Below are 22,909 nucleotides of genomic sequence, written 5' to 3'. Positions count from 1 at the left end.
GATTGCACCCAGAAACGTTTCTTGGGTGCGGACTTGTGCAGCTATCCAGTCAGGCTAATGGTGGCTCAAGAAGTGGGGCGGTCGCCAGAGACGGCAACGCGTAGCCTAGCGCCGCAACGATCTGAGGTGCAGGACCGAAAAAGACCTGTCCAACATCAGAGACGCCATTCATTCCATCGGCCGTCAGGTGGGCATGGCCTAGTGTCGATTGTTGATCGTCGGTGTCAATATCTCGACTATCTTTGCCAAGTGCTTCAGAAAAAGCTGCAAAGCCAATTGTATCACTTTCAGACGCCGTCGAATGATCATGGCCATGATCATCAGGCCCATGAGTTGCTGCAACGCCTATGGAGCCGTGCGATGCCAACAACCCAATGATTAAAAAGAAAGCCAAGATGCGAACCATGGATGTGCGCCTAACATCGGTTTTTCTCGGCCGCAAGATCAAACGCGATTTGGCCAATGCTCATGAAGTTCATCGATGACATAGGGATGGCTGGCGATCCGGTTCTCTCCATGATCCTTCTGCAAATGCGGATGATCGGGAGCCAATTCATCGTGACTATGAGCTATTATCTGGGGATCATGGCGAGGCCAGAGCCAAAGTGCGAGGCCCGAACCAAACCCAGCGAGTATCGCCATACTACCTAATGCTGCTTCTTGCGTGACCTCGGCGCCCAGCCATCCCACAACCGGATACGCGATGAGCCAGCAGACATGGCTCAAGGCAAATTGCGCTGCGAACAGCGCAGGCCTGTCTTCGGCATTTGCCGAACGGCGCAATAGTCGGCCGGTCGGGGTCACGCTCATGGAATAGGCAATGCCCAGAATAAACCATCCTCCTAACAGCGTCGGCCAGAGCCACGCCAAGCCAGCGATTGGTAACCCGACAGCCAATCCAGCCAGACCTACGCTGAGCGATGCTGCCGCTCCGATCATGATCGTTCGGTCGGAAATTCGATCGAGTAGCCGAGGCAGTATAAGAGCAGCAAGTATCGAACCGCCGCCATAGGCCGCGAAGGCAAAGGCGACGTCTCGCTGCCCCAAGCCCAGAATGTCGCGGACAATTACGACGGTGTTTACGATGACCATGGCGCTTGCCGCAGCAGCCGCCAGAGTGAGCGCCAAAAGCCCTTGGAGCCGGGGTGTCTTCAGATAAATACGCATCCCACGCGTCGTTTTTGTATATATACCGCCCTTGCGTGGTTCGGTCGAACGCGAGCGCTCCAGAACGGTTGTCGAAACAAGAAGCGCCGAGGCGATAAATCCGATCGCTGTTCCCGAAAACAACCAGTGGAATGACATTACCGACAGCAGTGCGGCCGCCAGCATGGGACTCACCAAATTTTCAGTATCGTAAGCGAGGCGCGACAGAGAAAGCGCTCTCGTATAGTCGCGCTCGTCAGGTAGGATATCTGGAATGGTTGCCTGAAAGGTCGGCGTGAAGGCCGCCGAAGCCGACTGCATGATGAAAATGAGGAGGTAGATTTGCCAAATTTGATCGACGAACGGCAAAACGATCGCGACGCTAGCCCGAACGACATCCATGGCGATCAGCAAAGAGCGTCGCGGTAGTTGATCGGCAAACGCGCCGACGATCGGAGCAATACCGATATAGGCGATCATTTTGATCGCTAGCGCCGTTCCGAGCACCGCACCGGCGGCACCTCCGGCAAGTTCGTAGGCCAGTAGCGCCAAGGCCACCGTAGCAAGACCTGTCCCTAAAAGGGCTATTATCTGCGCCAGGAACAGGTGACGGTAAGTACGATTGCGGAGGATCGATAGCATCAATTATTCTCGCAGGACTCAGTTGCAGCGTGGATTGCGTTATTTAGGCAATACAATACTGACTACCATGAATTAGCTGTTCGGCGCTTCAATCATTTCGCCAGATTCAAGATGGCAGTTTGATGCGATCGCGCAACCGCAACAATTATATCGACGATTGAGACGTTATTACGTCCAATCCATTAGCTTCGAATAAGGGATGACAAGACGACCATCCGCTCTTAGACAGCTGGCCGTGCCGAATCGTCGATCTTGGAATAGCTTTCGTTCTTTCAGACAAGCAAGCGTCGGCTTGCTTGTGCTGATCGCGACCATGTTTGGCGGCGCAATTGAAGCCACCGCCTGTGGTACGGAACTCGAAATGTCGATTTCGGTCGAATTCGTTGATCTGCAGTCTCCGACAAAAGATGAAAATCGCTCGGCCGATCAGCACGGGGTTTGCGCCCACGGGCATTGTCATCACGGACAACAAGCCACGGCGACACCTACGAAAGCATCGCAGACGATGGCTGGTTCGATTGGTGTCTTGCTCTCCAATGATGACTATCTAACCGATACCGATCCCAATCTTCTAAAGCGTCCTCCACGCGCCTGATCAATGACGTCCGTGCTGCTTGATGCGGCGCGTTCCTTTGTTGATCAGGAGTTTCCCAAATGTCAGTAATACGCGCGTGTCAGCGCCCCTTATTGGGTGCGCTACTCGCAATAGTCGTGGCACCTGCCGCATCCGCGCAGGATGAATCTCTTACACTTTCCCAAGCCTTGGAGCTTGCTGGCGCATCACCATCCGTCGATGTGGCCGAAGCGCAGGTCGATATTGCACGCGGCAACCAGGAGCAGGCGGGACTGCGGCCAAATCCCGAAATTTCTTTGGAAATCGAAAATGTAGTCGGAACCGGCCCGTTCCGAGATTTTCGGTCAACTGAAACCACGCTGGCCATTGGTCAGCGGCTTGAACTTGGCGGTAAGAGAAGCACGCGTGTCGAAGCGGCACGCGCCGAAACGAGCGTCGCGGCGATCAGGGCAGAGATCGCGCGGGCGGACCTGATTCTGTCGGTCCGGCAGCGCTTCGTCGATGCAGTCGCTGCCCGGCAGCGACTGCGGCTCGCTGAGCAGGCGTTGGAGCGCTCGCGAGAGCTGGCACGCATTGCCAGTGTACTGGTCGATGTGGGCCGTGACCCGCCGCTCAGAGGGTTGAGGGCAGAAGCAAATCTCGGCGAAGCGGAAGCGGAACTGGCCGAGCGGCGCGCCGAAGACGAGAACGCCCGGCGCTCGCTGGCCGCGCTCTGGGGCGATCCGATGCCGCCCGCACAAGTCGATGAAACGTCCATTTCACTAGATAGACGTTCGGTGCCTGTCGAACCGCTGTCCCTACTTGCGATTCGGCTCGCAGACGCTGAGGTTTTTGCCGCGCAAGCCATTATCGACCGGGAGCGCTCGCTGCGCACGCCCGATCTGACGCTCTCGGCCGGAATACGCCGCAACGAGGAAGCCGATGCGCGGGGCTTCGTCGCCGGCGCATCGTTCACACTGCCTTTCGGCAATCGCAATCAAGGGGCCATCGCCGCTGCCCAGGCAGCCGCGAGAGTCTCCGAAGCCCAGCGATCACTGCTTGTCGTCGAGTCAGTGCGAGGTATTGCCAGCGCTCGCGCTACTTTGGCAGCCGCTGATGAGCGTGTTGAAACGCTCGAAAACCGAACGGTTCCGCAAGCCGAGGAGGCGCTGCGGCTGGCCGATATCGGTTATCGGGCCGGACGTTTCAGTCTGATCGAACTGCTCGACGCCACCGAAGCGCGCGACGCGGCGCTCAACGCCCTTATCGATGCGAGAGAGGCTCGGGATACCGCCACCGCAGTCCTGGCCCGCGTGACGGCACAATGAAGGAAGCCCTAGTTATGAAGAACAAATATATCATCGGAGCATTCGTCGCCGTCGTCATGGCTGCCCTCGTCATTGCCGTGATGTTCCCACCTGGCTTTGGGTGGGAGCAAACGGCGCCGACCGTCAGTGAAAGTGAAGAAAGTCACGCCGAAGAAGAAGGGGTCGTTCGCCTCACCGGAGACCAGATCAGCACATCCGATATCGAGATTATTTCGGTAGAGGCTAGTTCGCTCGATGCCGAGATCATCGCGCAGGGCAGTGTCGTACCCTCACCGCAGGGACACGCGGTGCTTAGCGCCGGCGCAGAGGGGCGCGTATCGCGCATCAACAAGCGCCTGGGCGATGCCGTTGACAGGGGGGAGGTCGTCGCGACGATTGAAAGCCGCGAAGCCGCCGCGATAAGTTCCGACGTGTCGTCAGCTGCGTCGCGAGCCGAACTCGCTCGGACACGCTATGAACGTGAACGGAGGCTGTTTGAGGAGCGCGTGACGGCGCGCGCCGATCTTGAGACGGCCCGCTCAGAACTTCAACAGGCTGTCACAGAGGCCGATCGGGCACGGCAAGCCGCCTCGGCATCAAGCGTTTCTGGCCGCTTCATAGCCATCCGGTCTCCGATCAGCGGTAGAGTGACGGCTGCGCCGGCAGTTCTTGGTTCCTATGTCACGCCGCAGGATGAGCTTTTCCGTATCTCCGATCCGAACCAGATTCAGATCGAAGCGGCCGTACCTCCAGAAGATGCTCGCAAAATCGCGCCGGGCGATCCGGCAAGCGTCGAAACGCCCGAAGGAGAGATTGTTGCAAGGGTTCTTGCCGTCACACCGGCCGCGGACTTGGAGAACCGGGCTGCGATCATCGTGTTATCTCTTGGGGCGAACGCCGACTTGGTGCCAGGTGAATATGTTCGCGCGCGTATCCGCCCGCGAGCCGATGGTACAAGATCATCTGTTTTGGTCGTCCCCTCCGAGGCCGTGCAGTCGATCGAGGGCCGCGACGTCGTGTTCGTTAGGACTCCCGAGGGCTTTCGTGCCCAACCCATCCGGACCGGCGCGCGCAGCGGAGATCGTGTCGAGATTGTTGAGGGCATCGCCCCCGGAACACGCATTGCTGGCCGTAACGCCTTTCTCCTCAAAGCCGAACTCGGGCGCGGAGAGGCGGAACATTGACTTACAAACTTAATTTGGAGCCGCAGTCATGATCGCGCGTCTTGTCGAACTCTCTGTTCGCAATCGATTTATCGTCGTATTTCTCATCGCAGCAGTCGCGGCATTGGGCATCTACAATCTGGTCAGGCTGCCGATCGATGCAGTACCCGACATCACCAACAACCAGGTTCAGATCAATACGATCGATCCGTCGTTGGCTCCGCTCGACATCGAACGGTTAGTGACGTTTCCGGTGGAAACATCCCTCGCTGGTATTCCTGGCCTGCAGACGACCCGTTCGATTTCACGCAACGGCTTTTCGCAAGTCAGCGCGATATTCGACGATGATGTCGATATCTATTTTGCCCGCCAACAAGTGGCCGAGCGACTGACAACTGTCCGCGAGAATCTACCCGACAGTGCTGAACCGGCGATGGGGCCGGTTTCCACGGGCTTAGGCGAAGTGTTGATGTGGACGGTCAGCTATGCCGAGCCAGGAGACGGCGAGGCAAGTACCGGACCGGGTTGGCAGCCTGACGGTTCTTATCTGACGCCGGAGGGTGAACGACTTACCGACGAAGTGTCGCGGGCCGCCTATCTGAGAACCTTGCAGGATTGGGTCATCGGTCCGCAGATGCGCAACGTGCCGGGCGTAGCCGGCGTCGATTCGATCGGCGGTTATGCGCGTCAATTCGTGGTCACGCCTTCTCCAGCGAGGCTCGCCTCCTACGGGATCGGATTCGACGATCTGGCCGAGGCGCTTGAAAGAACCAACCTTTCGGTAGGCGCCAATTTTGTACAACGCGGCGGCGAGGCATTCCTGGTCCGCGCCGACGCGCGCATTCGCACGATCGACGAGATAGAGAATGCCATCATTGCGCACCGCGAACGAATTCCCGTGCGCGTTCGCGACGTTGCAACCGTTGCCAATGGGGGTGATCTTCGTACCGGCGCGGCGACAGAAAACGGCAATGAGGTTGTCGTCGGGACCACCTTAATGTTGCTGGGCGAGAACAGCCGTGCGGTGGCTGCTTCGTCCGGCGAACGTTTGGCGGAGATCGGCGAATCGATGCCGCAGGACATTGAGGTTGAAATCGTCCTCGATCGCTCGAAACTCGTCAACGCGACGATTTCTACGGTTGAAAGAAACCTCACCGAAGGCGCTTTGCTCGTCATCGTCGCATTGTTTCTGCTGCTCGGCAATTTCCGGGCGGCGATCATCACTGCGCTCGTCATACCGCTGTCCTTCCTGATGATGGCGATCGGAATGAATCGCTTTGGCGTCTCGGGCAATCTGATGAGTTTAGGCGCGCTCGATTTCGGGCTGATCGTTGATGGTAGTGTGATTATAGTCGAGAATTTCCTCCGCCGAATGGCAAACCGACAACATGAAGAAGGACGGTTGCTGACGCTGGGCGAAAGGCTGGAAGAGGTTATCGCCTCGACCCGCGAGATGATCCGGCCTTCGCTCTTCGGCCAAGCGATCATCCTGCTTGTGTTTGTCCCGCTCCTGACATTCCAGGGTATCGAGGGGAAAACCTTCTCACCGATGGCGATCACGGTCATGCTTGCGCTAGCCTCCGCCTTCATTCTTTCGCTGACGCTCGTTCCTGCGCTGCTCGCGCTGCTCATTCGCGGACGCGTGGCCGAGAAGGAAGTCCGTCCCGTGAGCTGGGCCAAAAGCAAATACGAGCCCGCCCTGCGTAAGGCACTAGCCTTCCCCAAACGCACGGCGATAGTCGGTTTTGCAATCTTCGCCTTTTCGCTTGGCGTGTTCAACTTTCTCGGTAGCGAATTCATGCCGCAGCTCGACGAGCAGGATCTCTCGGTTCAGTCGATCCGGATTCCATCTACCTCGCTCGCCCAATCGGTCGAGATGCAACGGCAAATCGAACGCACGATCTCGCGTTTCCCACAGGTCCGGTACATGTATTCGAAGACGGGTACGGCCGAAGTGGCCAGCGATCCGATGCCACCGAATATTTCTGATGCTTTCATCATCCTGCACCCGCGGGAGGAATGGCCCGACCCTTCCCTTCCAAAGGCTGAGTTGGTCGAACAGATGGAGGAGGCATTGGCGGGCTTGATCGGCAATGATTTCGAGTTCAGCCAACCAATCGAAATGCGGTTTAACGAGCTGATCGCCGGCGTACGCGGCGACGTCGCCGTCAAGGTGTTCGGCGACGATCTCGAACAGCTCACCGCGATCGCCAATCAGATCGCAGGAGTGTTCTCGAACATCGAAGGAAGCGCCGATGTCCGGGTCGAGCAAACTGAGGGTTTCCCAACGCTCGACGTCCAGTTTGATCGTTCAGCGATCGCGGCGCACGGCCTGACAGTCGAAGAAGTAGCGGCAACTGTGAGTGCTGCGCTTGGTGGAGTCGAGAGTGGCATCGTTTTTCAGGGCGATAGGCGGTTTGACATCGTCGTTCGTTTGCCGGGTGAAGTCCGCGACGATATCGATGCGATTGGTGCGCTTCCAGTGGTCTTGCCTGAAAATGGCTTTGGCCGAAGGGCATCGGTTCCGCTGCGCTCGCTTGCCACTCTGTCGGAGATCGAAGGCCTCAATCAGATCAGCCGGGAAAACGGCCAGCGCCGGGTTGTTGTTCAGCTCAACGTACGCGGTCGTGACGTCGGTTCACTGGTCGAAGAAGCCCGCGAGAGCATCGCCGAGCGGGTTGACCTGCCTCCGGGTGTCTTTCTGGAATGGGGAGGACAATTTGAAAACCTGCAGGCCGCTCAGGCACGTATCGGCGTAGTCGTACCGATTATTGCATTGCTCGTTTTCGGACTGTTGGTAATGGCGCTCGGAAACGTCCGCATGGCAATCGCTGTATTCACGACCGTTCCGCTCGGGATCGCGGGCGGTATCTTCTCGCTGGCGCTCACCGGGTTGCCCTTTTCGATCTCGGTCGCGGTTGGCTTCATCGTGCTGGCAGGCGTGGCGGTTCTCAACGGCCTTGTCATGATGACCAGCATCCAGGGACGATTGCACGCAGATATGCCCCTCGACGAAGCAATCTTCGAGGGCGCGGTCGAGCGGTTCCGGTCGGTATTGATGACGGCGATAGTGCCCTCGCTCGGTTTCGTACCGATGGCGATAGCCACAGGCACCGGGGCCGAAGTTCAAAAACCGCTCGCAATTGTCGTGATCGGCGGATTGATTACGGCGACCGCGTTGACGCTGTTCGTTCTACCTGCCGTCACGCGTCTAATTCTTGGCCGTGAAAGCGGCGATTGGACCGCGCGGCTCAAGCGCCGGATGCCGAGTCTGCCAGCACTGCCATTCACGCGGTGGACCCGCCGTCACCAAACCTGAGGCCCAGGCCTGCAAAACGAAAGGAAAGAATGATGACGATATCGCAGGATGCCATGCTGCTACGCATCTACACGGATGACGCGGCGATGCACGGCGACGGTGAGGTGGTGGACGTCATAGTGAGCCGCGCCCGGAAGGCCGGCCTGGCCGGCGCCACGGTGCTGCGTGGCAGGGCCGGTTTCGCATCGGGATCGGTCGTTCACAGGCATCATTCGCTCGGCATTGGCGACAATCCACCGATGGTCATCGAGCTGGTCGATTCCGAAGAAAATCTCCGGGCCTTTCTAAACATGCTCGAAGACCTGAGGGGAATCGGCCTTGTGACGCTCGCACAGGTCGAGATCGTCACGACTGGTTGGAGAGATTCACGATCATGAGTGCAGCCGATCTCGATCTCGGCTCCAAGGATAAGCGCAAAACACTTTGGGTCGTGCTCGCGCTCAATGTCGCTATCGCGATCGGATTTTTCGGAACAGGCGTGGTCGCTGATTCCAATGCGCTACTCGCCAACGGTGTCGACAATTCGTCGGATGCGATCGTCTACGCGCTGAGCCTGTTGGCGATGACGCGGCCGCGGACATGGAAACGTGGTGCCGCGCGTTTTTCCGGCATCATGCTGCTGCTGTTCGCCGCTGGCGTAATCCTGGACGCCTGCAGACGCTTCCTTGAAGGCTCAGAACCGGGCGGAATTACGATGATTGCGATGGCCGCGATTGCTGCGGTCGTCAATTTACTCTCGCTCTACTTATTGAAACGGTTGCGGAACAAGGACGTCAACCTGCGCGCCGCGACAACGTTCAGTTTCAACGATTTCGTGGCAAATGGCGGCATCATCATCGCCGGCGTCTTGGTCATGATGACGGGCGCGAACTGGCCTGATCTGATCGTTGGTGTCGCCGTTGCCGGTATTGCCATTTATGGCGGCATCGAAATTTTGCGCGACGCGCATCAGGATATTCATGACGAAAGAGGAAGCACGCATTGAGCACGGGACACGATCACGGCAGCAAAAATATGAGCGATGGCCGCCTTATTTGGGCGGTGATTGTCAATATCGGGCTGACGGTCGTCCAAATTCTGGGGGGTATAGTTTCCGGCTTGCTTGCGCTGATCGCGGATGCACTTCATAATTTCAGCGATGCGGCAGCGCTTGGCTTGGCTCTATTCGCCCGCCGAATTGGGCGACGTCCTGCCGATAAGTTGATGACGTTCGGGTATGCGCGTGCGGAACTGATTGCCGCGCTCATTAATCTCACCACACTCATCATCGTCGGCTTCTATCTAATAATCGAAGCGGTCACCCGGTTCATCGATCCTCAACCGGTTGAAGGCTGGACCGTGGTTATCGTCGCTGGTGTCGCTCTGATTGTAGATATTGTCACTGCTCTTATGGTTTATTCAGGTTCGAAGAAAAGTTTGAACATCAAGGCCGCATTTCTGCACAACGTGTCCGACGCGCTCGCCTCGGTCGGAGTTATCGTCGCGGGAATCTTCATCATTTTATATGATCTCTATGTCGCCGATCTCATCATGACCTTGGTGATAGCCGCCTATGTTATCTACCAGGGTTTCTCGATCATGCCCCGAACCATCCGGCTATTGATGGGTGCGGTGCCGGACGATATTGAATTCGACCGTATCGTAGAAGCGCTGGAAGCTGTCGACGGTGTAAAAACCATCCATCACGTCCATGTTTGGAATTTACACGAACATGAACGTGCGCTCGAAGCGCATTTGGTGCCTCTGGGACGGTCGCTAACAGACTTTGAGAACGTCAAATTGAGAGTGCGGGACATGCTCTCCGTCGATTTCTCCATACATCACGCGACGCTCGAAACATGTCTGGAACCCGAATGCGAAGAGCATCTCATATCACCCCATTCTGATATGCTCTCCAATCACGACCAATGACGAATGGAATGTTGCGTCGGACAACGGATTTTTCGGTTACCGTCTGGGTTAGGCGCGCATGCATCTGGCTGACATGATTGTACCCCATTAGCAGTCGATTCGGACAAACAAGAACGAACGAACAGTGAGTTGCCAAGCTAGCGCTTTTGGCTTCTAAACGACTAGTATGCCAAGTATACTGCATAACTCATTGTGGCGAGTTTGATGCACTAAGGTCATTGGTGGAGTGGCAGAACACGAGACTGGGACGATATGACTAACAAGCTAATGGTGAGTTTTCGAAGGGAATTCGCTACCGCTCGCGTGCATTTTCGGGTGGGAGAGTTTGACGCTGCCTTTTATCGGCTTGAGCGCGCTCATATTCTCGGACAACGGTTTTTTGTTCCGCATATGCGCACTCATTGGTGGATGCTCCAAGTAGGAATGATACGTGGAGACATAAAAGAGATTGTCGGCCAACTTTTTCGCTTGTTAGCCGTCATTCCTGGATATCTTTTCGGTTGGGTTCCAATTGGGAATACCGGCGGTGCCGATGTTTCAGCCATTCGACCTATGCCAATACCAGAGGACCTATCTCCGCGATTGGCACATTATGACATCAGGAGCGCTGTTGCTGAGCGCTTGAGGGCCTGGATACTTATTGGGTTGCTGCTTGTTTTGGCAGTGTCACACTAACTCGAACACGGGCCTAGTCTTCGCCATTTGCTCAATTTTCGGGGGGCAGGCCAGATATTGGGCATATCCGCTTGCGACCCAGTGTATGGCAGAAGACCGAAAATCTGACATTGCCTGAAGCTGACATCCCAGCACTACGCATTGACCAAATAGCACAGCTTTCAACCTACCTCTAACTGGCTCACTTCTACCGTGATGTGCGAAAGTCCAGCGACTTTGGCTAGTCTGTCACGGTAGGCCGCAGGGCTTTGGGCATTCTCTGTTGCGACGGCAACAATAGCGGCATGATGACCTGGGCCAAGCTGCCAGACATGCAGATCGGTGATCCGGTCTCCTGCCTCCAAGACTACCGAACGGATTTTTGCCTCGATCGGATCATTAGGCCGTCGATAATCCAACATGGTCGCGCCGGTGTCGCGCATCAGACCCCACGACCATCGTGCAATCACGAGCGCACCAACAATTCCCATTACCGGGTCAAGCCAAATCCATCCATACATGCTGCCCGCCACGAGGGCGATAATTGCAAGAACTGATGTCAGCGCATCGGCCAGAACATGAAGATAGGCCGCACGCAGATTCTGGTCCCGGCCATGATGTTCGTGCTGGTGCTGGTGATCGTGTTCATGATGGCCATGCCCGTGATGATGGTCGTGGTCTTCACGTAACAGCCAGGCGCTGACAAGATTCACGATGAGGCCGATAACGGCCACGAAAATGGCTTGCGGAAAACTGATTGAAATCGGGTTCGCCAGCCTGACGAGGCTTTCCCACCCTATCAGCAGAGCCACCAGTGCAAGGATGATCGCGCTTGCGAAGGCGGCAAGATCGCCTACCTTGCCGGTTCCGAACGTAAAGCGCGGATTTCTGGCGTTTCTGCGTGCAAATATATAGGCCAATGCAGCGATAAGCATTGCGGCGGCATGGGTGGACATATGCCATCCATCGGCCACTAACGCCATTGATCCGAAGATGGCCCCAGCGGTGATCTCCACAACCATCATTATCGATGTCAACGCAATGACGAACCACGTCCGGCGCTCGTTGCGTTCGTGATTATCGCCCAAGAATATGTGATCATGCTCATGACCGCTGCGCATCTCGCTGTCGGAAGCGATCATTTGAGATATGTCCTGACAACTTGGATAAGATCGGCAGCGCCCTGGGCGCGCGCTAGGTCGCTGTCCGTTTCAGGATTTGAGACATGCTCGCGGATATGATCCTCGATCAGTTCTGCCGTCAGACCATTTACGGCTCCGCGGACTGACGCCACGAGATTGAGTATCTCGCCACACGGCGCTTTGTTTTCCAAGCCTCGCTCGACGGCTTCGAGTTGCCCCTTGAGGCGCTTCACTCGCGCCAACAGCTTTTTATCATTAGTGCTAGTATGAGACATGGGATAGGGGGCTACCCTATATTATCATTTGAAGAAAGCCCAAAAGACGGTGTGCGAGTAGATTCGGCATCATCTTCTCACAATGTGCCGGAATTATACGCGCTACTACTTGGTGTAGACCGCCCGCTATTTTCGGTTCTTGCCTATGAGTGTACTGATCGTTCACCACCCATATGCGGACGTCGCAAGTTTCGAGAAAGACGGAAAAGCTGCATGCCCGCTTCCGTCCAGCGTCAGATACTGATGGGATTTCAAAACCACCTGAAATTTGGTATTCGACTTTTGAGTAGTGAAGGACAGCTAGCCACCCAAAGCCGACTAGAGAAAAGATATTCCGTGCTGGCGACATCCGTGGCTCAACAGGCATCGCCTTGACAGCCTATCTTGCCACGATCAGTGTCCTGCTATGAAGAGATATTTTCTCTCTATTCTAGTTGCGATTGCATTGTTCGGTGCGTCCGGCCCTTCCTTTGCCGCGTCTGCGCTCGGATGTTCGATGCCGGAAATGTCGGCGGATATGGATGACAGTCGCGATACAATGAATTGCTGCACGCTCGATTGCAGAATTGCGTGCCCTACTGCAGCGACACTGCTCGGCGAGATTGGTGCACGAGAAATCCATCTGACGTTAGAGATCACATCCGTTGCGGACGTTCTGCCGTTCGCGTCGATTGATCCGAGAGTTGTCGATCCTCCTCCACGGCACCATTCACTCTAAAATTTGCTCGACCGTTGCCACGGTCAATGCACCTTCAATTTCTGGAAATTGAACGCGAGGGCGATTGCCGTGGGGCGATCACCTATCTCGTCGAGCAATGTCCGTTGAATTGGCGTGAATGGAATATCCGACACATGAAACAATACTCTCAATTGCTTACAGCTCTCTTTGCGATGGCGGCTTTCGCTAGCCCGCTACCGGCGCAAGAGTTCAATATGCTCAGTCTGGACGAAGCGCTGCGTCTATCGCGCGAAAACCAACCGGGACTTTCCGCCTTCGACAGGACGGCGCGTGCCTTTGAGGAAGCCGCAGTGGCCGCTGAACAGTTGCCTGATTTCCAGCTCTTTGGCGGCGTCCGTAATTTCCCAGTGACAAACGGAGATGCCTTTAGCTTCAATGCTGAGCGCAGCACGGCGCGGTTTGTCGGCATTGGTCGACGCCAAACTCCTGGCGCGCGGCGGCGGGCGGATTCCGCACGCCTACTTGCAGAGGCCTCAGCTGCGGAAACGGAACGTGAGGTATTCCTGCGACAGATTGAACGCGAAGTCCTGATTGCCTGGACCGCCGTTATCGAAGCACAGGAACAGCAGGCAGTATTGCAGAACCTTATCGATCAGCGCGAAGCGCGGTATTTTGCGGCGGAGGCAAATATCCCGACTGGTCGCTCCAATGCTGCCGATGCTATTTCGGCGAGGGCGGAGATTGCCGCGATTCGTGCCCAGATTGCTGATGCTCTTGGAGCGGAAGCAGCAGGTCGCGCGGCTCTATCCCGGTGGATCGGGGAAGCGGCCAGCCGCCCACTTTCTGGACACTTGCCGGTTTGCCGACTGCAGAATCGCCAGCTAGCGCGAACATCGATTGAGAGTCATCCCCTCATCGAACTGGCACAACGCCGAAACAGTGTCGCTGATCGCGCGACCGATGTTGCACGCGGCGACCGCCAACCAGAATGGGGATGGTCGGTCGTTTACGGCAACCGGGCAGGGGGGCAGTCCGATCTTCTCGGGATAGAGTTATCGATTGACCTACCCTTCAACCGAGGGCGGCTTCAAAACCGGCGTGTAGCGCAGGCCGGTGAACTTGCTGCCGCCTCTCGCGCTAGGCTCGAGGACCGGCGCCGCGAACTTTTAGCATTACTCGAACAGGCGATGGCTCTTTTTGACGCGGCCGAGGCACGGCTGCGTACTACGGCCGAAGAAACCTATCCGGCCTTGCGTGCCGCTGAACAGGCGCAGGAAGCACGTTTCGAAGGTGGCGGCGGATCGCTTGAGAGCGTGCTTATTGCCAGCGACCGGACGACCCGCATCGCGCTCGATTTGGTCGAGCAACGGGCGAATGTCGCGAGAGCGAGCGCTGATCTCTTTTTCTATACAGACGAGTGTCCATCATGAACAGAAGCCAGATCCTCGCAAACATCCGCTCGGCCGATCGCCGCAAATTGCTGATCCTCCTCGGCGCAGTCGTTGCCGCCCTCGGCGTCGGTATCCTCGGCTATTGGCTGTTTACAAATGGTGGCGAAGGGACGTCCGACCCGTCCGTATGCGATGGCGAAGAGGTTCTCTACTGGTACGATCCGATGGCACCTGACCAGCGCTTCGACGAGCCGGGCCAGTCTCCGTTCATGGATATGGAGCTGCTTCCCAGATGCGCCAGCGAAGCCGCGGGCGGCGTGACGGTATCGCCGGCGATGATCCAGAATCTCGGTATTCGCGTGGTTGCGGCTCAGATGCGGGATATCGCCCCGACAGTCCCGGCGATCGGACGAGTTGAGATCGACGAACGGCTGATCGCCGAAGTGCAGACACTTACTGCGGGTTTTGTCGAATATCTCGCCGTCCGCGCCGAAGGCGAACCGGTCCGACGCGGCAGCAGGATAGCCAGTGTCTATTCGCCCGAGCTGCTGACGGCCCAGCATGAGTATAGGGCCGTGCTGGCGATGCCGCAGGATGTCGCTCCGCCAAGCCTGCGTGCTGCTGCACGCGGCCGCCTGACGTTGCTTGGTTTGCCGGACGTGCAAATCCGGCTCCTGGAGCGCGGCGGCGCTCCGCAGCGGACCTATCCGGTTCATGCACCCATATCGGGTGTCGTGACGCGCATTGGTGCGCGGCCGGGGGCGCAGGTCCAGCTGGGACAATCCATCGTAACAATTGCCGACCTTTCCCGCATATGGGTGATCGCCGAAGTCCCCGAAGCGTCGCTTGGCAACATTCGCCAAGGCCTTCCTGCCGAAATACGCTTCCCGGCCTATCCCGAAGATGTGCGCGAAGGCGTGATCGACTATGTCTTTCCCGCGCTCGATCCCGAAGCGCGGACAGCGCGGGTGCGCATCACGCTCGCCAATCCCGGCGGGCGTCTGCTCCAAGGGATGTTCGCCAATATCACAATCCAGGGCACCGGCGGCATGGCGCTCGTCGTACCGAGCGAAGCGGTCATCGATACCGGCCGCCGCAAAGTCGTGATCGTCGAGCGCGATAGCGGCTTCATTCCGGTCGAAGTGCGGACTGGCCGCGAAGCGGGGGAATGGACGCAAATCCTCGAGGGCGTCGAGGCGGGCGACGAAGTGGTGACGTCCGGCCAGTTTCTGATCGATTCCGAGGCTTCGCTTTCGGGCATTATCGAGCGTCTTTCGGCGACTTCAGCTGAGTCTGCGCCCAATCCCGAAATGGCGTCCGCCACCGGCCGGATCCGGGCGATCAACACGCCGCAGGATACGGTGTCGATCCAGCACGGCCCTGTTCCGGCTATGAATTGGCCGCCGATGACGATGACTTTCAGTATCCGCGAGCCGCGACAACTGCGGGGGTTGAGCACCGGTGACCGAGTGCAATTCCGCTTCCGGCGGAGACAGGAAGGTGATCGGTACATCATCGAACAAATCGACCGGGCGACAACGCAATGATCGAGGGAATCATCCGCTGGTCCGCAGCCAATCGGTTGTTGGTGTTGTTCGGCGCAGCTTTCCTGGCGATCGCCGGCACCTATGCGGTGATGCGAACGCCGCTTGACGCAATTCCTGACTTGTCCGACGTGCAAGTCATCATCCGGACACCCTATGCGGGTCAGGCGCCTGACATCGTTGAGGCACAAGTGACTTATCCGCTCGCGACGACGATGTTGTCAGCACCGCAGGTCAAGGATGTGCGGGGGTTCTCCTTTTTCGGCGACAGCTATGTCACGGTCATCTTCGAGGATGGTACGGATCTCTATTGGGCGCGGTCGCGCACGCTCGAATATCTGAGTCAGGCGACCGATCAGCTTCCCGCCGGTGTAACGCCGACGCTTGGCCCCGACGCGACCGGAGTCGGCTGGGCCTATCAATATGCGCTCGTCGATCGCACGGGACAGCATGATCTCGGGCAGTTGCGTGAGCTTCAGGACTGGTATCTGCGGTTTCAGCTGCAGGAGGTGGAGGGCGTCGCCGAGGTGGCGAGCGTCGGCGGCATGGTCCGCTCCTATCAGGTACAGGTCGATCCTGAGCGGCTGCAAATCTACCGTGTCTCGGTCGGTCAGGTGATCGATGCGATTAGCGAGGCCAATCAGGAAAGCGGCGGTTCCGTCATCGAACAGGCCGGGGCGGAATTCATGGTCCGCGTTGGCGGCTATCTCGAAACGCTTGATCATTTTCGCAACATCCCATTGACGGTGAGCGGCGGCGGTACGCCGGTGACGGTGGGCGATGTAGCGCGCGTCCAACTCGCCCCCGATTTCCGCCGCGGTATTGCCGAGTTGAACGGTGAGGGAGAAGTCGTCGGCGGGGTTATTGTCGTCCGGCAAGGCGCAGATACGTTGTCGGTGATTGAGGAGGTCAAAGAGCGGCTCGAAGAATTGCGCGACGGCCTGCCGCCCGGCGTCGAGGTCGTGACGGTCTATGACCGCTCGGCGCTTATCGAGCGTGCAGTAGACAATCTCTGGGAAAAGCTTGCCGAAGAATTCATCGTCGTCGCGCTGGTTGTCGGGCTTTTTCTCCTGCATTTCCGGTCTTCTCTGGTGGCGATCCTGATGCTGCCAATCGGCGTGCTTACTGCATTTATCGTCATGTATCTGCAGGGCGTGAATGCCAACATCATGTCCCTCGGCGGCATCGCGATCGCAATCGGCGCAATGGTCGACGCGGCCATCGTGATGATCGAAAACGCTCATAAGAAACTCGAGCATGCCCGTAACGACGAAGGCTCCATCAGCGAAGAGCGGCGGCGCCAGATTCTCACCGAGGCTGCGGTCGAGGTCGGGCCGGCGTTATTCTTTTCGCTGATGATCATCACGCTATCCTTCCTTCCCGTCTTCACACTCGAAGCACAGGAAGGGCGGCTATTCCGCCCGCTTGCGTTGACCAAGACCTATGCGATGGCGGCAGCGGCGGGTCTATCTATAACGCTCGTCCCGGTTCTGATGATACTGCTCATTAAGGGACGGATCAGATCTGAACAGCAAAACCCCGTAAACCGCTTTCTGATCGCCGCGTACCGACCCGGTCTCAAATGGGTTTTGCGCTGGCCCAAGCTGACGCTTCTTATCGCGGTAGTCGCGCTGGCCGTCACGATTGTTCCGGCGACCCGGCTTGGCGGCGAATTCATGCCGCCGATGGAGGAGGGGGATTTACTCTATATGCCCACCGCGCTGCCGGGACTCTCGGCCGCGCGCGCCTCCGAACTGCTGCAGATTACGGATCGGCTGATCATGAGTGTGCCTGAAGTCGAAACGGTCTTCGGCAAGGCCGGACGCGCGGATACGGCGACCGACCCCGCACCGCTCGAAATGTTCGAGACGACAATCCAGCTGCGTCCGCGTGAAGAATGGCGACCGGGCATGACAATCGACACAATCATTGAGGAGCTGGATTCACGGCTGCAAATTCCCGGGCTCGCCAATGTCTGGGTCCAGCCGATCCGTAACCGGATCGACATGCTAGCGACCGGCATCAAAAGCCCGGTGGGTGTAAAAATATCGGGTCCGGATCTCGATACCCTCGACAGGCTGGGTAGCGAAGTAGCCGAAGCAGTCGGATCCATCGCTGGGACGGCTTCGGCCGTATCGGACCGCATCGGCGGAGGCCGTTATATCGATATCGATGTGGATCGCATGGCCGCGGCCCGTTACGGGCTTTCGGTAGCCGAGATACAGCGCACGGCGGCCACCGCGGTCGGCGGCACACCGGTCGGTGAACAGATTGACGGCCTCGCCCGTTTTCCTATCAACGTCCGGTTTCCGCGCGAGATGCGCAACAGCACGCAGGCGCTGGGCCGCTTGCCGATCATCGCGCCTAACGGTGCGATCGTTCCGCTGTCCGCGGTCGCCAGCATCGACATCGTTAGCGGGCCGGCGATGATCAAAAGCGAAAATGCTCGGCCTTCCGTCTGGGTATACGTCGATGTCCGCGATCGCGATATCGTCGGCTATGTGAACGAGGCGCGTGAGGCGGTTGCAGGCGCGATCGACCTACCGCCCGGCTATTCGATTTCCTGGTCGGGACAGTTCGAATATGCGCAGAGAGCGGGCGAACGCCTCAAATGGGTCGTCCCGGCAACAATCGGGATCATCTTCCTGCTCCTTTTTCTCGCCTTCGGGCGCGCGCGCCAGCCTCTGATCATCTTGCTCAGCCTGCCCTTCGCGGTGATTGGCGGGATATGGCTGATCTATCTTTTGGGTCACGCGATTTCGGTGGCGACAGTGGTAGGGTTTATTGCGCTGGCGGGCCTTTCTGCGGAATTCGGTGTTGTCATGCTCGTCTATCTCGATCGCGCGATCGAGGAACGCATCGAAGAGAAGCGCTTCGCAAAGATCGAAGACTTGGACGAAGCTCTTGTGCTGGGTGCAGCGTTGCGCGTTCGTCCCAAAGCGATGACTGTAGCGGTCATCCTCGCGGGACTTTTCCCGCTGCTCATCAGCACCGGCACTGGTTCCGAAGTGATGCAGCGCCTCGCCGCACCGATGATCGGAGGCATGATCACAGCACCATTGCTATCGCTATTTGTGCTCCCTGCGATTTACAAGTTGCTTGGGGTTCGAGGGTTCTCCAGCCAAGATTCAGATGAGCCGCAACCGCAGGGCGACTTACTGGCTGGATCCGAGATCAGTTAGTGACGGTTCCCGTTGGCAACACAGTATGATTTGTAAAATTGAAGCATGATTATTGGGCTGGCGGGAAATGGACTATGACGGAGTAACGAGAGGAATATTAATTATGACAAGCAATAGACTGATCGCCATTCCGGCAGCCATCGCCATTACGGCATCGGCTGCATGGGGAATCACTTTTCAGGAAGAGACAAGACCGGCAGCGGAAGTTGAACTCGTTTTGAGCACATATAAGGATGCGCTTGAATCTCTGGACGTAAGCGACACGCAATCTCTGTTTACCCAAAATTCGCGAATTTTCGAAACAGGGAAATATGAGGGCAGCTATTCAGATTATCTCGCGCACCATATCGGCCCCGAACTTGGTCATTTCGAATCTTTCACCTTCTCCGACTACGAAGTTGACGTCCAATTTGAAGGCTCGGTGGCGCTTGCTTCAGAGACGTACAATTATCGCATCGAGATTGAGGGCCGTGAACCGGTTGAGAGACAGGGCGTGGCAACCAGCGCGCTAGTCCAGGACGATGGTGAATGGCGCATCGCCGTGATGCACAATTCATCTCGGCCCTTAAACTGATCCACGATATTCGAGTTCGTCGTCCATCCGCCGACTAGGGAAATAGCAGAATGGGAATCCCGACCGATCAATTCAAAACGGCTAGCAACGGCGAGCGTAGCTGATCGTGAGCCCCACCCAAACGTTACAGCGGCGGTTCGTCTACAAGACCGCACTGGGATTTGAAGCGATCGATCCCGTACCAGCATAAGCCGATCGTGATAAACAGCTCTGTAAACTCACTGGCGTTGCCGACTTCCAGCATCCGCCCACCATACGTTAGGAATGTTCCCTGCGTGAAGACAATACCGGCAGCGAGAAAGAGAAACAGCGAAAATTCCCGGCGGTCATGCCTCTTCTTTGCCGCTCTCGCATAGATCAGCATCGCGAGAAGCGCGCAGAACGTCGTCACCTGGATTGGAATAAGATTCCAGTGCCCGTAATACACCATCGCTACCGGCGCACTGATCGCAGCCACGCTACGGCTTGGCGCAAAAGCGAGCAGGCGATCAAACCACTCCGGTCCGCGAAATACAGTCTCCCGAACCAGCGGCAAGACCAGGAGGAAAAAGCCTACACCCGTATAATAAACAGTTTCAGACAGGTCGGTTTGCAAGTTGTGGAAATTGAATTCGCCTTGCCAGTTCATTTGCTCGATCTCTTCGGGTGTATCGAACTCGAACAGGCGTTGGGCCCAGGAAATCTCCTCCATTGCGATCAGGAACAACACAAGCGCCATGCCAACGGCAATTGCGAGTTCGAACTTAGCAATCCAGTCTCTGCCCGGTCCACTTTGGATCCGACGGAGAGTTTCCGCGACGAAACAGCCGCTCCCTACGATAAGAAGTAGCGCCGAAGCCCATTCTATTAAAGTGTCTTCCTGCGTGATTTCCATGAGGATCGCAGGACTGGCGAGAAGTAAGGCTGCGAAGCCAAATCCAAGAATCATCGTCCAGACCGCGATCCTTTTGGCCGTCGAGTCCAGTTGGCTGGTTTTCAAGGATGAGTAGGGGACTGCGAAGCGATAGAGCGTCCCGATCAACGCAATTGAGACGATTATTGCAAAAACGGATCTAGCGAGAAAATATGGGGTGAATAGGGCTGGCTCTTCACGAACCGGGTAGAGATCGAGCGCGATGAATTCGTAAAGCGTCAATATCGCCCACGCCAATCCCACCAGGACCAACGTTATGGCAAAACCGGTCAGTGGCGGACCACCAATCGTTCTATTGTCTCTCCCGTTCACAATCACATCCCGACAATTTGCAGCACCGCACAACTAAATGGAAAACGTAAACTTTTGGTAACGATTTTGTTAACGGGCGGCGGTTAAGCACGGTCGGATTCGGCGCTCACGATCGCCAAGATGATAGCCGCACCGCCCTGCGGATCGGATTGGGATCAGGCATGGGCATCGTGCGCGCCCTGCCGTTCCCGGTCGCGGATGGGGCGCAGATAGAGTTTCTCGAAACCGAATATGAGGACAATGCCGCCCAGCGAGATCGCGATGATCATAGGATCACTCGCCACTTTCATGATTAGAAACGCACTGAGCACGACCAGATCGAGCAGGATTGCCGTAAGCAGAACCGCCCGGTTGGCGTTCACGTCTTCATGGAGATTTCGATAGACCCCCCAGTGAATGATAATGTCCATGATGAGATAGAATATCGCTCCCATGGCCGCGATCCGGCTGAGGTCGAAAAAGGCTGCGAGCAGTCCGGCTGCGACGACCGTGTAGACAAGTGTATGCTTTTGAATATTACCCGGCATACCGAAATGACTGTGCGGGATCAGCTTCATATCGGTGAGCATGGCGAGCATGCGCGACACCGCGAAGATGCTGGCCAGGACGCCGGATGCCGTCGCGATGATCGCGATGGCGACCGTGAACCATAGACCATATTGCCCGATCGCCGGTCTGGCGGCTTCGGCAAGGGAGTAATCGCGGGCCGTGACGATTTCGTCGATCGTGAGCGTCGAGCTGACGGCGAGAGCGACCAGAATGTATACGACGAGACAGATGGCAAGCGAGATCATGATCGCCCGTCCAACATTCTTCTGCGGATCGACGACTTCGCCGCCGCTATTCGTGATCGTCGTGAATCCCTTATAGGCGAGGATTGCGAGTGCCACCGCCGCGAGAAATCCGGTTGCCGAACCATCGGCAGCTGCGCTCGCGGACTCGGCAGCTTGAAAACTGAACCCCGCAGCCCAGAGCGCGACGAGCGCGAAAATCAGTATACCGCCGATCTTGATGACCGCCGTGACCTTCGAAACGGTACCGATGACCTTATTGCCGGCGATGTTGACCAGAAATGCGGCAATGATCAGTCCGACGGCCAAAATCGGAACCAGCAGCGTATCTTTGCCCACATCGAAGAGCTGGAGCGTGTAGGCCGCAAAGGTTCTTGCCACCAGACTCTCGCTGATGATCATCGAAAAGGCCATCAGAAGCGCTGCCGCGCCGGTGACGGTAGTTTCACCATAGGCTTTCTTGAGGATCATCGCGATCCCGCCCGCCGATGGATATTTGTTCGAGACCTTGATGTAAGTGTAGGCGCTAAAACCGCAGATGATCGCGGCCAACAAAAAGGCGAGCGGAAAGAGTGCGCCAGCGAGCTCGGCTACTTGCCCGGTCAGTGCGAATATCCCCGCACCGATCATGACACCAGTCCCCATTGCGACTGTGCCGAGCAATGTCAGGCTGTCTTTGTTGTATGGAGTATCCACTGTTTTCCTTTGTCTGGGCGACGTCGGATTACCAACTTAGATGTCTTTTTGAGTTTTCCAATTCGGAGTAGCGCGGAATAGAGAAATCGATCCGGTAGCGGTTTGAAAGACCTGCGTTTCCACCGCCTCTAGTCCGACCTCATCCATGATGCGGGACAAAACCCCATCGGCATTGGGCTGGGTATCCTTGATACCGTCGAGCAGCTGTACCGTCATGCGAAACAAACTCCGCATTAGAAAATCGCGCTGCAAACCATAATCGGCGATATGAATTTCGCCGCCGATATCGAGCATTTCCCGCATGGTCGAAAGAATGTCGCCCTTGGCGGGCAACGGCACCTGATGGAACATCAGACTCGACACGATCTTCGTCGGTTTCCATCCATCTGGGAGTCCCGCATCGCCCAGGAATCCGTGTACAAAGGCGATAGCTTGTCCCGCTGACTTAGCTTTGTCCCTGGCTTTCGTCAGTGCACGAGAATCGGGATCAACACCGATTATGTCGGCTTCCGGTGCCGCGCGCTTGAGCGCCAGTGCTAGCGTTCCCGTGCCGCATCCGACGTCGAGAATCCGGTCATAAGGCGAAGGCGCAACCTGCCGGACTAATGCGGATCGCCAAACATTTTCGCGCGTCAGGCCGCGGATCGCCAGATCGTATAGCGGGGTCAGCGCATCATGGCCGAGTGGCGGCGTGTATGATTTATCCGTCATCGAC

At 57.1% G+C, this 22,909-nt stretch carries 19 protein-coding genes; 12 read left to right on the top strand and 7 right to left on the bottom strand.

What is annotated here, in order from left to right:
• Positions 1-49: 49 nt before the first annotated feature.
• Positions 50-406 (bottom strand): hypothetical protein, encoded by a 357-nt coding sequence (locus tag DFR46_RS14690; RefSeq protein WP_147297650.1) that lies wholly within the window; start codon positions 404-406, stop codon positions 50-52.
• Positions 407-444: 38 nt separating this feature from the next.
• The gene (locus DFR46_RS08555; protein ID WP_116236067.1) at positions 445-1,788 is read right to left on the bottom strand and encodes an MFS transporter; all 1,344 of its coding nucleotides are present in this window, start codon (positions 1,786-1,788) and stop codon (positions 445-447) included.
• A 292-nt stretch (positions 1,789-2,080) separates the two neighbouring features.
• On the opposite strand from DFR46_RS08555, the gene DFR46_RS08550 reads away from it, so the two are divergent.
• From DFR46_RS08550 to DFR46_RS15020, 8 genes are all read left to right on the top strand, one after another.
• Entirely contained in the window at positions 2,081-2,383 is a 303-nt protein-coding gene (locus tag DFR46_RS08550) for a hypothetical protein (protein ID WP_116236066.1), read from the top strand.
• Positions 2,384-2,442: 59 nt separating this feature from the next.
• A complete protein-coding gene (locus DFR46_RS08545) occupies positions 2,443-3,669 on the top strand; it encodes a TolC family protein (protein ID WP_116236065.1) in 1,227 nt (408 codons plus the stop codon).
• A 14-nt stretch (positions 3,670-3,683) separates the two neighbouring features.
• Entirely contained in the window at positions 3,684-4,832 is a 1,149-nt protein-coding gene (locus DFR46_RS08540) for an efflux RND transporter periplasmic adaptor subunit (RefSeq protein WP_162843437.1), read from the top strand.
• A gap of 28 nt (positions 4,833-4,860) precedes the next feature.
• The gene (locus tag DFR46_RS08535; RefSeq protein ID WP_116236063.1) at positions 4,861-8,130 is read left to right on the top strand and encodes an efflux RND transporter permease subunit; all 3,270 of its coding nucleotides are present in this window, start codon (positions 4,861-4,863) and stop codon (positions 8,128-8,130) included.
• 29 nt (positions 8,131-8,159) lie between these two features.
• On the top strand, positions 8,160-8,507 hold the full coding sequence (locus DFR46_RS08530) for a DUF190 domain-containing protein (RefSeq protein ID WP_116236062.1): 348 nt from the start codon (positions 8,160-8,162) through the stop codon (positions 8,505-8,507).
• Positions 8,504-9,115, top strand: coding sequence for a cation efflux transmembrane domain-containing protein (locus DFR46_RS08525; RefSeq protein WP_116236061.1), 612 nt, complete (start codon positions 8,504-8,506; stop codon positions 9,113-9,115). The genes DFR46_RS08530 and DFR46_RS08525 overlap by 4 nt, the downstream gene beginning before the upstream one ends.
• A 29-nt stretch (positions 9,116-9,144) precedes the next feature.
• On the top strand, positions 9,145-10,041 hold the full coding sequence (locus DFR46_RS08520) for a cation diffusion facilitator family transporter (RefSeq protein WP_116237238.1): 897 nt from the start codon (positions 9,145-9,147) through the stop codon (positions 10,039-10,041).
• 252 nt (positions 10,042-10,293) lie between these two features.
• Complete coding sequence (locus tag DFR46_RS15020) at positions 10,294-10,716, top strand: DUF3703 domain-containing protein (RefSeq protein WP_116236060.1); 423 nt, start codon at positions 10,294-10,296, stop codon at positions 10,714-10,716.
• 161 nt (positions 10,717-10,877) lie between these two features.
• Here the strand turns inward: DFR46_RS15020 and dmeF are convergent, their stop codons facing one another.
• Positions 10,878-11,837, bottom strand: coding sequence for a CDF family Co(II)/Ni(II) efflux transporter DmeF (gene dmeF, locus DFR46_RS08510; protein WP_162843436.1), 960 nt, complete (start codon positions 11,835-11,837; stop codon positions 10,878-10,880).
• On the bottom strand, positions 11,834-12,112 hold the full coding sequence (locus DFR46_RS08505; protein WP_116236059.1) for a metal/formaldehyde-sensitive transcriptional repressor: 279 nt from the start codon (positions 12,110-12,112) through the stop codon (positions 11,834-11,836). Before DFR46_RS08505 ends, dmeF begins: the two co-directional genes overlap by 4 nt.
• A gap of 933 nt (positions 12,113-13,045) precedes the next feature.
• On the opposite strand from DFR46_RS08505, the gene DFR46_RS08500 reads away from it, so the two are divergent.
• From DFR46_RS08500 to DFR46_RS08485, 4 genes are all read left to right on the top strand, one after another.
• Positions 13,046-14,221 carry a TolC family protein gene (locus DFR46_RS08500; RefSeq protein WP_162843435.1) on the top strand — a complete coding sequence of 392 codons (1,176 nt, stop codon included), beginning with the start codon at positions 13,046-13,048 and terminating at the stop codon, positions 14,219-14,221.
• Entirely contained in the window at positions 14,218-15,729 is a 1,512-nt protein-coding gene (locus DFR46_RS08495; RefSeq protein ID WP_116236057.1) for an efflux RND transporter periplasmic adaptor subunit, read from the top strand. The genes DFR46_RS08500 and DFR46_RS08495 overlap by 4 nt, the downstream gene beginning before the upstream one ends.
• The gene (locus tag DFR46_RS08490) at positions 15,726-18,908 is read left to right on the top strand and encodes an efflux RND transporter permease subunit (RefSeq protein ID WP_116236056.1); all 3,183 of its coding nucleotides are present in this window, start codon (positions 15,726-15,728) and stop codon (positions 18,906-18,908) included. The genes DFR46_RS08495 and DFR46_RS08490 overlap by 4 nt, the downstream gene beginning before the upstream one ends.
• A 67-nt stretch (positions 18,909-18,975) precedes the next feature.
• Positions 18,976-19,482: a YybH family protein gene (locus DFR46_RS08485; RefSeq protein WP_245953759.1), complete on the top strand. Its 507-nt coding sequence runs from the start codon at positions 18,976-18,978 to the stop codon at positions 19,480-19,482.
• 124 nt (positions 19,483-19,606) lie between these two features.
• Here DFR46_RS08485 and DFR46_RS08480 read toward each other — a convergent pair whose 3' ends face one another.
• The 3 genes from DFR46_RS08480 to DFR46_RS08470 form a co-directional block, all read right to left on the bottom strand.
• Positions 19,607-20,707 (bottom strand): hypothetical protein, encoded by a 1,101-nt coding sequence (locus tag DFR46_RS08480; protein WP_147297649.1) that lies wholly within the window; start codon positions 20,705-20,707, stop codon positions 19,607-19,609.
• A gap of 155 nt (positions 20,708-20,862) precedes the next feature.
• The gene (locus tag DFR46_RS08475) at positions 20,863-22,194 is read right to left on the bottom strand and encodes an APC family permease (RefSeq protein ID WP_116236053.1); all 1,332 of its coding nucleotides are present in this window, start codon (positions 22,192-22,194) and stop codon (positions 20,863-20,865) included.
• A 36-nt stretch (positions 22,195-22,230) separates the two neighbouring features.
• A complete protein-coding gene (locus DFR46_RS08470) occupies positions 22,231-22,905 on the bottom strand; it encodes a class I SAM-dependent methyltransferase (RefSeq protein WP_116236052.1) in 675 nt (224 codons plus the stop codon).
• Between the last annotated feature and the right edge of the window lie 4 nt (positions 22,906-22,909).

The sequence above is a fragment of the Parasphingopyxis lamellibrachiae genome (assembly GCF_003385775.1).
Taxonomy (GTDB): domain Bacteria; phylum Pseudomonadota; class Alphaproteobacteria; order Sphingomonadales; family Sphingomonadaceae; genus Parasphingopyxis; species Parasphingopyxis lamellibrachiae.
Note: the sequence above shows the minus strand (reverse complement) of the source record. Positions and strands in the feature narration are given on the sequence as shown.

Coding starts and splice junctions, on each gene's coding strand:
- DFR46_RS14690 (WP_147297650.1), bottom strand. CDS start 406: ATGGTTCGCATCTTGGCTTTCTTTTTAATCATTGGGTTGTTGGCATCG.
- DFR46_RS08555 (WP_116236067.1), bottom strand. CDS start 1,788: ATGCTATCGATCCTCCGCAATCGTACTTACCGTCACCTGTTCCTGGCG.
- DFR46_RS08545 (WP_116236065.1), top strand. CDS start 2,443: ATGTCAGTAATACGCGCGTGTCAGCGCCCCTTATTGGGTGCGCTACTC.
- DFR46_RS08540 (WP_162843437.1), top strand. CDS start 3,684: ATGAAGAACAAATATATCATCGGAGCATTCGTCGCCGTCGTCATGGCT.
- DFR46_RS08535 (WP_116236063.1), top strand. CDS start 4,861: ATGATCGCGCGTCTTGTCGAACTCTCTGTTCGCAATCGATTTATCGTC.
- DFR46_RS08530 (WP_116236062.1), top strand. CDS start 8,160: ATGATGACGATATCGCAGGATGCCATGCTGCTACGCATCTACACGGAT.
- DFR46_RS08525 (WP_116236061.1), top strand. CDS start 8,504: ATGAGTGCAGCCGATCTCGATCTCGGCTCCAAGGATAAGCGCAAAACA.
- DFR46_RS08520 (WP_116237238.1), top strand. CDS start 9,145: ATGAGCGATGGCCGCCTTATTTGGGCGGTGATTGTCAATATCGGGCTG.
- DFR46_RS15020 (WP_116236060.1), top strand. CDS start 10,294: ATGACTAACAAGCTAATGGTGAGTTTTCGAAGGGAATTCGCTACCGCT.
- dmeF (WP_162843436.1), bottom strand. CDS start 11,837: ATGATCGCTTCCGACAGCGAGATGCGCAGCGGTCATGAGCATGATCAC.
- DFR46_RS08505 (WP_116236059.1), bottom strand. CDS start 12,112: ATGTCTCATACTAGCACTAATGATAAAAAGCTGTTGGCGCGAGTGAAG.
- DFR46_RS08500 (WP_162843435.1), top strand. CDS start 13,046: ATGCTCAGTCTGGACGAAGCGCTGCGTCTATCGCGCGAAAACCAACCG.
- DFR46_RS08495 (WP_116236057.1), top strand. CDS start 14,218: ATGAACAGAAGCCAGATCCTCGCAAACATCCGCTCGGCCGATCGCCGC.
- DFR46_RS08490 (WP_116236056.1), top strand. CDS start 15,726: ATGATCGAGGGAATCATCCGCTGGTCCGCAGCCAATCGGTTGTTGGTG.
- DFR46_RS08485 (WP_245953759.1), top strand. CDS start 18,976: ATGGACTATGACGGAGTAACGAGAGGAATATTAATTATGACAAGCAAT.
- DFR46_RS08470 (WP_116236052.1), bottom strand. CDS start 22,905: ATGACGGATAAATCATACACGCCGCCACTCGGCCATGATGCGCTGACC.